Consider the following 11,661-nt stretch of genomic DNA (forward strand, 5'->3'; position numbering starts at 1 on the left):
ATTTTGGCTTTATTTTGAACTTTTATAATTTCTCATCATTAATTTAAAGGAGAAACAATGAAAAAAATTGTAAGTTTATTTATCGTGGGTTCTTTGGCTGCTTCATTTGCCCTAGGAGATGATTTTTCTAAAAAAAGTAATGATGAGATTTTAAATCTTGCAAAAAGCGTAAAAGCGCAAAATCAAGCTGATTTAGTTATTGAGATGAAAAAAAGAATGAATGAAATGAAATACAAAGATGCAAAAGATTTTCATCAACAATTTAGAGCTAATTTACACGAAAACATCTCTAAACTTTCTACTCAAGAAAGAAACCAAAGAAGAGTTATCGTTCAAGAAGATATGCAAAAACTAACCGATGAAATGAGCGGCAAAGAAATAAGAGAGTTAAATTTGCACCATTACAATAACACCCATTCCCATAAAAATCATCATGGTTTAAGAGCGCACCATGCAAATTGTCCAATGAGATAAAATGGCAGCAAAAATCCTGCTCTTAGAAGATGATTTAAGTTTAAATGAAATTATAGATGAAGCCTTAAGCGATGAAGGCTTTAAAGTCTCTTGTGTATATGATGCACAAGAGGCACTAGAAAAAGCTTATGAAGAAAATTTTGATATTTGGATTTTTGATGTTAAAGTCCCAAAAGGCAACGGCTTTGAAGTTTTAAAAGAATTAAGAGAAAGTGGTAAAAATACTCCTGCTATATTTTTAACTTCTTTATCTATGCTTGATGATGTAAAACAAGGATTTTTATCAGGTTGTGATGATTATGTTAAAAAACCTTTTGACATAGATGAATTAATTATCCGTGTCAAAAATATCATTAAAAGAAATTTTAGCCACCAAAAAGAAGATCTAATTTTGCTTAGCTCTTCAAAAAATATTTCTTTTGATCCGCTTAATAAAACTCTTTATCAAGATAAAACAATCATCAATCTTACCAACAAAGAAAAAGAGCTCTTAGCCTTGCTTTTAAAAAAACGCCCACACTTTGTAAGTATAGAAACCATTTTTGATGAAATTTGGAGTTTGGATGAAGAGCCAGCAATTATGAGCCTTAGAGTTTATGTAAAAAATTTAAGAAAAATTCTTGGCAAAGACATTATTATCAATCAAAGAAACATAGGCTATGCCATAAGGCTAGAAAATGAAAAGTGAAAATTTTAATAATACTATTTTTAAAATTCTAGCCCTTTATATCATCACAAGTGGTGTATTTCTAACAATTTTTTTTATCACTTTTTATCAAAAAGAAGCAAACTACATACGATTAAATCAAATAACACATTCATACACTCACTATAATTATATTTTGCAAAATATCATCGAAGCAAGACACGATAGAACATATTTAAATCAAGAAGATTTTTCCTATATATCCAAAAGACTCAACACTCAATTTGCCATTATCGTAAACAACCAAGTTGTTTTTAGCAATTTAACTTTCGATGCTTTAAAAATATTAACACAACTTAAAAAAAATGATTTTATTTACAATGAAAACAAAAGATTATTTATAGATTTTTCAAGGATTAGAAATCTCAACACCTATATAGACACAAGTAATCTAAAAAAACCAAAACACCATTCTCATTTCTTAAGACATAAAAATATTCATATCATTATAGAAACTGATGATCTTGGTTTTAAAAAAGAGCAATACCGCAAAGATAATTATAATAATCTAGACATCAATGATTTTGCCGATGAACTTTGGAAATTAAAATTAAAAACTATTTTTTATACTCTTATATGTATTTTGTTGCTTGCTATGGTTGCTTATATACTCATCTTACTTGTCTTTAAAAATATCAAAGAACAATTTAAAGCACTTAATGATTTTATCAAAGATACCACGCACGAAATTAACACACCTTTAAGTGTGATTTTAGCTAGTATTAAAAAATTTGATGATACAAATTTAAATCCAAATAACATAAAAAAACTAAATCATATCAAACTAGCAAGTAAAAATTTAAACCACATCTATCAAAATCTCATAGCCTTGAATTTTTTCTTGCAAAAAGAAAATACAAAAGAAGATATCAATTTAAAAGAGCTTTTGGAACAAAGGTTAGAATACTTTGAAACTTTAATCGCCCAAAAAAATCTCATCATTGAAAAAAATCTTTTAGAGCAAAACTTTTATGCTAATAAAGAAGAAATGCAAATTTTAATCGATAATCTTTTAAGCAATGCCATAAAATACACCAATGCTCATAAAAAAATCTATATTTACTTAAAAGAAAAAACACTTACCATTAAAGATGAAGGTCAAGGTATGAGTACTAAGGAAATAACTCAAATTTTTACACGCTATAAACGCTTTAATCAAGATCAAGGTGGCTTTGGCATAGGTTTAAACTTAGTCAAGCAAATAGCTGATAAAAACAATATCAACATTAAAGTTTTAAGCAAAGAAAATGAGGGAAGTGAGTTTATACTTTCTTGGTAAGGATAAAAATGGATATTTGTTTAGAAAAAATAAAAATAGAACAAACTTGGAAAGAATTTTTAAAAGATGAGTTTTTAAAACCTTATTTTTTAGAGATAAAAACTCATTATGTTAATGCCTTGAACGAAGGAAAAACTATATATCCGCCAGCAAATTTAATCTTTAATGCATTTAACCTAGCTCCTTTACAGGATTTAAAAATCATACTTTTAGGACAAGATCCTTATCACAACCCAAATCAAGCTATGGGTTTAAGCTTTAGCGTACCAATAGGAGTTAGAATTCCCCCATCTTTACTTAATATCTACAAAGAATTACAAGATGATTTAAACATTCCTATAGCAAGACATGGAGATCTTAGCAAATGGGCTAAACAAGGAATTTTACTTTTAAACTCTATCTTAAGCGTAGAAGCAAACAAACCTGCTTCGCACGCACATTTTGGCTGGCAAAAATTTACCGATGCAGTTATATCAAAACTTAGCGATGAAAAAGAGGGATTAGTGTTTTTGCTTTGGGGAAATTATGCTAAAAATAAAAAAGTTTTAATCAACCCTCAAAAACACTTTATCCTAGAAGCAGCACATCCTTCACCTTTAGCAAGGAATGCTTTTTTAGGTTGCAAACATTTTTCAAAAAGTAATGAAATTTTATTAAAACTTGGCAAAAGTCCTATTGATTGGGACTTAAACTCATAATTTACTTTAAACCTATATACTTTAGGAAAATTTTTATAAAGGATAAATATGAATTGCCCAGTTTGTGCAAATACAGCTTTATTAATGAGTGAAAGAAATGGAGTTGAGATTGATTATTGTCCAAAATGCCGTGGTGTTTGGCTTGATCGTGGTGAACTTGATAAAATCATAGAAAGAAGTACATCTCAAAGTACGCCGCAACAATCTCAACAACCAAATTACAACCAACAAGCAAACTATCATCATAACAATGGTTATAAATACAAGAAAAAAGAAAGTTGGCTTGGAGAATTATTTGACTTTTAAGCCTTTTGGCTTAAAAGTTTTTATAATTTTACTTTAATCAAGGCATTCTCTGCCATTTTTGGTACCCATAAATACTCACCATCAAAAAACATATCTGCAGGCCCTTTTATAGGGTTTAGATCTAGCTTTATCTCTTTGTTGTCTTTTAGAATATAAATATATCCTTGAAGATTTTTACCCCAGCTTGATACTAAAAGATTTTTATCTTTATCAAACACTATACCGTCAAATTGTTCTATTTTGTTACTTAATTCTTTAATTTTTTTTGTATTTAAATCAATACTAATGATTTTTCCACCTGTTTTATCGCTTGGATCATAACCTGCAACAAATAAAGTGTTTTTTTCTACCAACAATCCATTTGGACCACCATATTTTGAATCTAAATGGATGAAATTTTCATATTTTTTATCTTTTAAAAATACTTTATGGATATATCCTGTGCCTGTATCACTCACTAGCAATGTATCATTATCTAAAACTGCTATATCATTTAAAAATACTGCATTTTTTATAGGGAGCTTGAAAATTTCTTTTTTACTTTTTACATCAAAACCATATAAAATATCAATATCTACAACATACAAAACATCAGCTATTTTAGACATACCCTTTGGAGCATTAAGATTTTTGATAAATTCTAGTTCTACAACTTTTCCATCTTTGTCTAACTTTGAAATAAAACCATCATTATCTTTATTTAGTGGAGCCAATTCTTTTCCTACATTAGACACATAAACCGCACTTTCATCTACATATACACTTTCAGGATGTGCAAAACCTTTAAATTCTTGCACCTCTAAAGCATTTGCACTACAAAATGCAAATAAAGCTAAAGCTAAAATACTTTTTTTCATATTGTTACCTTTCTTAATTTTTATTCAAAAATTTTAATATAATTTAAAATTAAAATCTATCACTTTTAAGACAAAAAATATAAGTTTTTTGATTTTTGCTCTTGTTTTGGTGTAATGCCATATCTTTTTTTATATCTTGCTATAAACCAAGCAGGGGAATTAAATCCAAGTTCATGACAAATTTGAGTAATATTTTTAGTGGAAAATTCTAGTAAAAATTTAGCTTTTTCAAAACGCTTATTATCAAGCCATTCTTTGGGACTTATCCCAAAACTTTGCTTGAAATTACGACTAAAACTTGCTATATCCATTTTACTAAATTTAGCCATAGAAGCCACATTTTCAAAATCATTTTGACAATATGCAAACATCTGATAAAGATCTAATTTAAAACCACTTAAAATTGCTTTTAAAAAGGCTAAAAATTCTGCATTGTCTTCACTATACAGTAAAGATAAAAATAATTCTTCAAATTTTAATTTAAGCAAATATTCGTTATTTTTAGAACTGTTTATATAAGGTAAAAATGATTGAAAAATACTCTTAGTTACAAAATCTGATTTTAAACTAAATAAACTTTTAGAATACTCTAAAGAGTTTAATTTAGAAATTAAATCTTGATATTTAAAAACAAGCTCTATCAAAATACTCTCTTTAAAACATAAAATAACAGACTTATAAGTATTTTCACTATTTAAATAATCTCTAATAGAAAAGGAATTTTTTGTGAAAAAAATAATTTCATCTTTGTTTGCTTTAAAATGATTATCAATAGTATAAATACTTTTAGAACCTTCTAATATAAAAACCAAAGTATAGTCTTTAAACACCACTTCTTGGTTTATATTACTTGGTGATTGTTTTTGATAATGACACAAAGAAAATAAAGAATTATGTAAAACTTTTTGACTCACTTTTTCAAAATCTTTTGGAAAAACTAACATTAAAACCTTTTTTATAAGTTTTTTGATTATTGTATTTTATAAAAAATAACAAAAAATAATTTTTCATTAATAATATATGCTACAATAAAATAATTTTTAACAAAAGGAGAGAAAATGAGAAAAATAATTCTAGGATCTTTACTAGCATCAAGTTTTTTAATTGGGGCAAATTTGGAAAATTTTGATCCAAAAGCACAAAAAGATCATTTAGTTATCAAAATGGAAATTCTTGATAAAAACGCCAACAAAAACGCAGGTGAAGTAGTAGCAGTACAAACTCCTTATGGGGTAGCGTTTTACCCAAATCTTCAAGGCTTAGAAAGTGGAATTCATGGTTTCCATGTTCATGCAAACGCTGATTGTGGAGCAACTGATAAAGGTTTAGGTATGAAAGCTGGTGGTCACTGGGATCCTGAAAAAACTGACGCACACTCAAGCCCATGGGATGATAAAGGCCACAGAGGTGATTTACCACCACTTTATGTAGAAAAAGATGGCAAAGCAACTAATCCTGTATTAGCACCAAAAATCAAAACTCTTGATGAGCTTAAAAATCACTCTTTAATGATACATTTTGGAGGAGATAATCATAGTGATCATCCTGCAGCGCTTGGCGGTGGTGGCGCTAGAATGGCTTGTGGAGTTATTAAATAATACACATACTAAAGGCTTTTTGCCTTTAGTATTATTTAAAAAGCTTAGTAAAATCTAAATCATTCATAAAATCATGGTTTGATCCGCCAAAACTTTGACTAGGACTATAAGTAGCAATAGCCACTGCAAGCTCACTAAGCATAGAAGCTATTTCTTCTCTTTTATCTATTATATAAGCTTTCATACCCTCATAATCACTAGTTTCTAAAATTTTTAAAGGGTTGTAAATTTCAAAAGCAAAAGCCTTTGAGCCTACATTTACATTATAATTATTATCAAATAAAGCATTTCCTAAAAACGAGCAATTATCTACTATTTTTAAACTTTCACTTGCGATTAATACTTTATCTTGCACATCTTCATAATTTTTATCTTCTAAAAGTTTTGAAATTTTTTTCAACGAAGAATCTAAAATTTGCAAAGCACCAACAAAATCATTTGCATCAGTAATATCTTCGCTAAATTTTTGTGTTTGATGCTTTAAATTTGCACCATCTATATTTGAACCTACTTGTCCTAAATGCTTTTGTAAGATTTCTAATTCATCTCTCATAATACACCTTCCTTGTTATTGCTACAACAAGAAAAGCATTTTTTATTCCAAATTTTGATCTACCCAAACTCTAAAATCTTTAGCAAAAAGTAAAAAAACCTCATCGTAGTTTTGGATTAAATTTTGGGGATTAGTATCATTTAATTCTTTTTCGTAGTAAAAATACTTACTTGCTATAAGTTTTTTAGTGTTTATTTGCACCAAATTTAAATTAATGCCTAATTTTATTTTAGAATACAACTCATCACTAAAATCTTGCTCTAATATATCCACTTTACTTTCTAAAACATAATCAGCACTAGCTAGACTATCTTGGTTTAAAACCGCTTTAAATACTCCTAAATCTTGCAAATGAAATTCCAAAAAAGTTTTAATCATCAAAGCAGGATTTTCTTTCCAAAAATGATAAGCATAAGCATTAACAACATGATTTTTTTTATAAAAAATTTCATTAGTATAAGATAAGCCCTTAGGTAAAGAAACCATGATGGTAGAATTTTTTACTTTATTTTGACTTTGCTCTAGCTTTTCTAAATTAATGCTAAAATATTTATTTGCAGGCAAAGTTTGACTTGGACTAATCAAAGAACAAGCACTAAAAAAAATAGCTACTAAACTAATATATAAAAATTTCATTTTATTCTCCTGGGGCATATTGAATAGCTTTATCTTTATAAATCACATCTGAAGGATTTTGTTTTAAATTTTTTAATAATTGCGTAAAATCTAAAAATAAAACTCTTAAAATATCTAAATTTTCGTTCAAAAGCATTCTGCTTTTATTAAGCTCATTAAGTTGGCCATTAGCATTATTTAAAAAATTTGAAAAATCATCTGAACTTTTACCAAGTTTAGAGCTTGTTTTATTTAAATTTTCCAAAAATGCTGGTGCTTTAGTATTTAAATACGCAGAAAACTCGGATGTATTTTGTAAAATACGCTCTATGTTTTTTAAATTTTTATCACTTAAAAGACTTTCTAATTTTACTTTTGAACTGGTAATTAATTCTAATAAATTTGAAGTTTGTTTATCAATGCTTGCAAAAAAACTTTCTTTTGATTTTATAATAGGATATACATCACCATCTGCTTTTAAAACACTAGCTTCCTCGCTACCCCCTGCAAGCTGAATAAACTTAAATCCTGTTATACCTTGAATTTGTAAGCTTGCATAAGTGTCTGTTTTAACCGCTAAATCAGAATCAAGCTTGACTAAGATTTTCACTCTTAGTTGATTACTTGAACTATCTATGCTGATATTTTCAACACTTCCAACATCCACTCCTAAAAATTTAACCGGAGCTTTGACACTAAGCCCTGCAACTGATTCTTCCATATAAATTTCATAATATTTAAAAGATTTTTCATCTTTTAAATTCCCATACCACACTATAAAAAACAAGCTAATAAAAAATAATATACTAACAAAAATTCCAATCAAAATATAATTTGCTTTATTTTCCATTATTGCATAAACCTCTCATAAAGTCTTGGATTTTGCTCTTGTAAAGTCTCAACATTTCCCAAAAAACCAACTTTTTTATTCTCTATAATCAAAAAGCGATTTAATACATTTTTCATACTTTCTTTATCGTGAGTAATTAAAACCACACATAATTTAAAGCTTTGTTTTAAACTCAAAAGCAACTCATCAAATTCTCTCGAACTATAAGGATCAAGCCCTGAAGTTGGCTCATCTAAAAAAAGCAATTTAGAATCAAGCGCCAAAGCTCTAGCTATAGCCACTCTTTTTTTCATACCACCACTTAATTCACTCGGATAAAGCTTAGCCACACTCTCATCAAGCCCCACCATTTTAAGCTTCATCATGGCTATTTCTTTGATATCGTTTTTGCTAAGTTTTGTATATTCAACTAAAGGTATACTAATGTTTTCAAGTATATTAAAAAAGCTAAATAATGCTCCATATTGAAAAACAACACCCCATTGTTTTTGTAAAAATAAAGCATCTTCATCGCTTATATTTTTTAATCTCTTGCCTAAAATTTCATACTCACCCTTGTCAAAATGCTCAAGCATTAACATTTGTCTTAAAAGTACAGATTTACCACTACCACTGCCACCTAAAATGCCAAAAATTTCATTATCTTGTACTTCAAAACTAATATCCTCATGCACACATTTACTTCCAAAATAAGTGCTGATATTTTTAGCCTTTATAATCAAAGTCCAGCCTTTGTTAAAAATACAGAAAAAATCGCATCAAAAGCTATCACCCAAAAAATAGCATTTACCACGCTTTTTGTCGTGTAAACACCTATACTTTCGGTAGTTTTTTGCACAAAAAATCCTCTAAAACAAGCAATAGAAGCAATCAAAAACCCAAAAATAGGTGCCTTTATAAGCCCTATAATGATATGTTTTAGTTCCACTGCTTCTTTAAAACGACTCATAAACTCACTCATGCTAATTTCTAAACTAAACCAAGCAACCACAATTCCACCTATAATGCTTAAAATATCCGCCACTATTACCACTAAAGGCATGGCAAGCGCTAAAGCTAAAACTCTAGGTAAAATGATAAACTCACTTTCTTTAAAACCCATAGTTTTCATCGCATCAATTTCATCAGTGAGCTTCATTACTCCAATTTGAGCTGTATAAGAACTTGCACTCCTACCAGCTATAACAATAGCACTAATTAATGGTGCAAGTTCTCTGGTAGCAGAAATTCCCATTAAATCGACAATGTAAATATTAGCTCCAAATTGTGCAAGCTGATACGCAGCTTGATAAGCAAGCACTACACCCACAAGTAATGAGGTTAGCATAATAATAGGCAAAGCATTAATAGCACTATTTTCTACATGATATAAAAATGCCTTAAAGCGAAGTTTTTTAGGATTTAAAAGTGTTTTAAAACAAGTATAAATAATAAGTCCTATGAAATTTAAAAACTGCACCAAGAGTGTAAAAGATTCAACAACCTTTTTTCCTAAATTTTCAAAAAAGTCTTTAAGTGTTTTTTTATTTTCATGAGTATTATGAAAACTTTTATAGTGTTTTTGACAAAGTTCAAAAAGCTTAGCGTGTTCGCTTTTAAGATTTATCCTACTAAACTCAAAACCTTTTTGCTTAAGTTCATTTTCTAAAGCTAGAAAATACCTAATCCCAGCAGTATCTATAAAATCTAAATTTGCAAAATCAAAAATAATATTTTTTTGAGTAGGAGAATCTAATTTTTCCAATTTTCCTACACTTGTTTTATCCCATATACCAAAGACGCTAAAAATGCATTCTTGATTTTTAACATCTTTGATTATTTTATTTTTCATTACATAGACTTAAAATATATGAGCTTAATTTTTCCTCGCTAAATCCAAAATGCTCAAATACATCTTTATCTTTACCGCTCTCACCAAAACTTTCTATACCATAAAGCTCATCACAAATTCTATAAAGCTCGTTTGAATTTGCAGCTTCCACGCCTATAACCTTACCTTGTAAAATTCTTTCTTTATAAGATTTTTCTTGAGCGATGAATAACTCATAACAAGGCATAGAAACTACATTAGCAATCACACCTTTTTCTTTTAAAAGCTTAGCTGTTTTTATACATAATGATACTTCACTACCACTTGCTAAAAGTGTAAATTGTGCATTTGCGTTTTCTTCTAATAAATAAGCCCCATTTTCCACATCTCCAAAAATAGGCTCACTTAAAGCGCTTAATTTTTGACGCGATAAAACAAAAACACTTGGCATATTAGTTTTAAGTGCAATCTGCCATGCTTTGACATTTTCAATCCCATCAGCTACTCTAAATGTTAATGAGTTTGGCATAGCTCTAAAAGTGCTAAGTTGCTCTATAGGTTGGTGTGTTGGGCCATCTTCTCCAACCCCTATACTATCATGAGTAAAGATGAAAAAATATTTAGCTCTCATCAAAGCTGCTATTCTTGCAGCAGGTTTTAAATACTCACTAAATATAAAAAAGGTAGCACAATAAGGCAAAAACAAACCATATCTAGCAAAAGCATTTGATATAGCAGCCATTGCATGCTCTCTTATACCATAGTGGATATTTTTTCCATTTGGAAAATCACCCATATCTTTGAGTTCAGTTTTATTTGATGGACCTAAATCTGCACTACCACCTAAAAACCCTGGTAAAGCTTTAGCGATAGCATTTAAAATCATACCATTGCTATCTCTAGTAGCTAGATCTTTTCCTTTAAAATCAGGAAATTGTATTTTTGAAAAATCAGGTTCTAAAAGCTCTTTTAATAAAGCTTGTTTTTCTGTATTTAAATTTTGCACTTTTTGATTCCATTTAGCTTGTGCTAAATCTCCAAGTTCTATTGCGGCATTAAAGCGAATTTTAACTTCTTCTGGAATTTCAAAAGTTTTTTGTGGATCAAAACCTAAAGCCTCTTTTGCCTTTTTAATAAGCTCTTCACCCAAAGGCGCTCCGTGAGAATGATGGCTTCCTTCAAGTTCCAAAGCCCCCTTAGCTATGGTAGTATGAGCGATGATTAAACAAGGCTTTTTACTTTCTTTAGCTGTTTTTAATGCCAAATCAATTTGCTCAAAATCATGCCCATCTATCTCAAGCACTTCAAAATTTTGCGCTCTAAAACGCTCTTTTACATTTTCATTAAAGGCAATAGCCACATCACCTTCGATTGAAATATTATTACTATCATAAATGATGATTAAATTATCAAGTTTGTGAAGTCCTGCTAAAGAACAAGCTTCATAAGAAATTCCTTCTTGCAAATCTCCATCACCACATAAACAATATACTTTGTGATTGATAATATCCTCGCCCAAAAGCAAACTTGCTTTTTTAGCTGCCATAGCAAAACCAACCGCATTTGCAATGCCTTGTCCTAAAGGTCCTGTAGCAATTTCAACGCCTGGAGTGAAAATTTCAGGATGACCTGGGGTTTTAGAGTGTAATTGACGGAAATTTTTTAAATCCTCTAAACTTACATCATAACCACTCAAATGTAAAAAGCTATAAAGCAAAGCGCTTGCATGACCGCCTGAAAAGACTAATCTATCGCGGTTTAACCATGTAGGATCTTTTGGATTATGTACTAAATGAGTACTTAAAACACTCATAATATCTGCTAAACCCATAGGTGCACCTGGATGGCCTGAATTTGCCTTTTGTATCATATCCGCACATAAAAATCTTATAGTATTGGCTTGTTTTTGTAACAT

The 11,661-nt window shown here is 29.4% G+C and carries 14 protein-coding genes; 6 read left to right on the forward strand and 8 right to left on the reverse strand.

The window, feature by feature from the left end; translation table 11 throughout:
* The first annotated feature begins 57 nt into the window (after positions 1 to 57).
* Genes CAMP5121_RS04395 through CAMP5121_RS04415 form a run of 5 tightly spaced genes read left to right on the forward strand, consistent with a single transcriptional unit; the run spans position 58 to position 3,463 of the window.
* The gene (locus CAMP5121_RS04395; protein ID WP_337214900.1) at positions 58 to 474 is read left to right on the forward strand and encodes a DUF1104 domain-containing protein; all 417 of its coding nucleotides are present in this window, start codon (positions 58 to 60) and stop codon (positions 472 to 474) included.
* Position 475: 1 nt separating this feature from the next.
* Positions 476 to 1,162 carry a response regulator transcription factor gene (locus tag CAMP5121_RS04400; protein ID WP_337214901.1) on the forward strand — a complete coding sequence of 229 codons (687 nt, stop codon included), beginning with the start codon at positions 476 to 478 and terminating at the stop codon, positions 1,160 to 1,162.
* Complete coding sequence (locus CAMP5121_RS04405; protein ID WP_337214902.1) at positions 1,152 to 2,459, forward strand: sensor histidine kinase; 1,308 nt, start codon at positions 1,152 to 1,154, stop codon at positions 2,457 to 2,459. Before CAMP5121_RS04400 ends, CAMP5121_RS04405 begins: the two co-directional genes overlap by 11 nt.
* 8 nt (positions 2,460 to 2,467) lie before the next feature.
* Complete coding sequence (ung, locus tag CAMP5121_RS04410; RefSeq protein WP_337214903.1) at positions 2,468 to 3,157, forward strand: uracil-DNA glycosylase; 690 nt, start codon at positions 2,468 to 2,470, stop codon at positions 3,155 to 3,157.
* 48 nt (positions 3,158 to 3,205) lie between these two features.
* Positions 3,206 to 3,463, forward strand: a complete 258-nt coding sequence (locus tag CAMP5121_RS04415; RefSeq protein WP_263727967.1) for a TFIIB-type zinc ribbon-containing protein — start codon at positions 3,206 to 3,208, stop codon at positions 3,461 to 3,463.
* A gap of 20 nt (positions 3,464 to 3,483) precedes the next feature.
* Here the strand turns inward: CAMP5121_RS04415 and CAMP5121_RS04420 are convergent, their stop codons facing one another.
* Together CAMP5121_RS04420 and CAMP5121_RS04425 are read right to left on the reverse strand one after the other, a co-directional pair.
* Complete coding sequence (locus tag CAMP5121_RS04420) at positions 3,484 to 4,320, reverse strand: ATP-binding protein (RefSeq protein WP_337214904.1); 837 nt, start codon at positions 4,318 to 4,320, stop codon at positions 3,484 to 3,486.
* Between the two features lie 65 nt (positions 4,321 to 4,385).
* On the reverse strand, positions 4,386 to 5,264 hold the full coding sequence (locus tag CAMP5121_RS04425; RefSeq protein ID WP_337205902.1) for a helix-turn-helix domain-containing protein: 879 nt from the start codon (positions 5,262 to 5,264) through the stop codon (positions 4,386 to 4,388).
* Positions 5,265 to 5,378: 114 nt separating this feature from the next.
* Here CAMP5121_RS04425 and CAMP5121_RS04430 point away from each other — a divergent pair, with 114 nt between their 5' ends.
* On the forward strand, positions 5,379 to 5,918 hold the full coding sequence (locus CAMP5121_RS04430) for a superoxide dismutase family protein (protein ID WP_263725033.1): 540 nt from the start codon (positions 5,379 to 5,381) through the stop codon (positions 5,916 to 5,918).
* Positions 5,919 to 5,949: 31 nt separating this feature from the next.
* Here CAMP5121_RS04430 and CAMP5121_RS04435 read toward each other — a convergent pair whose 3' ends face one another.
* Genes CAMP5121_RS04435 through tkt form a run of 6 tightly spaced genes read right to left on the reverse strand, consistent with a single transcriptional unit; the run spans position 5,950 to position 11,661 of the window.
* The gene (locus tag CAMP5121_RS04435) at positions 5,950 to 6,471 is read right to left on the reverse strand and encodes a flagellar FLiS export co-chaperone (RefSeq protein WP_337214905.1); all 522 of its coding nucleotides are present in this window, start codon (positions 6,469 to 6,471) and stop codon (positions 5,950 to 5,952) included.
* Between the two features lie 42 nt (positions 6,472 to 6,513).
* The gene (locus CAMP5121_RS04440; protein ID WP_337214906.1) at positions 6,514 to 7,107 is read right to left on the reverse strand and encodes an ABC-type transport auxiliary lipoprotein family protein; all 594 of its coding nucleotides are present in this window, start codon (positions 7,105 to 7,107) and stop codon (positions 6,514 to 6,516) included.
* Between the two features lies 1 nt (position 7,108).
* The gene (locus CAMP5121_RS04445) at positions 7,109 to 7,936 is read right to left on the reverse strand and encodes an MlaD family protein (protein WP_337214907.1); all 828 of its coding nucleotides are present in this window, start codon (positions 7,934 to 7,936) and stop codon (positions 7,109 to 7,111) included.
* Positions 7,936 to 8,658 carry an ABC transporter ATP-binding protein gene (locus tag CAMP5121_RS04450; protein ID WP_263679224.1) on the reverse strand — a complete coding sequence of 241 codons (723 nt, stop codon included), beginning with the start codon at positions 8,656 to 8,658 and terminating at the stop codon, positions 7,936 to 7,938. Before CAMP5121_RS04450 ends, CAMP5121_RS04445 begins: the two co-directional genes overlap by 1 nt.
* Positions 8,655 to 9,755 carry an MlaE family lipid ABC transporter permease subunit gene (locus CAMP5121_RS04455; RefSeq protein ID WP_442863285.1) on the reverse strand — a complete coding sequence of 367 codons (1,101 nt, stop codon included), beginning with the start codon at positions 9,753 to 9,755 and terminating at the stop codon, positions 8,655 to 8,657. The genes CAMP5121_RS04450 and CAMP5121_RS04455 overlap by 4 nt, the downstream gene beginning before the upstream one ends.
* 1 nt (position 9,756) lies before the next feature.
* Positions 9,757 to 11,661: a transketolase gene (gene tkt / locus CAMP5121_RS04460; RefSeq protein WP_337214909.1), complete on the reverse strand. Its 1,905-nt coding sequence runs from the start codon at positions 11,659 to 11,661 to the stop codon at positions 9,757 to 9,759.

The organism is Campylobacter sp. 2352 PW, from assembly GCF_024723575.1.
Classification (GTDB): Bacteria; Campylobacterota; Campylobacteria; order Campylobacterales; family Campylobacteraceae; genus Campylobacter_D.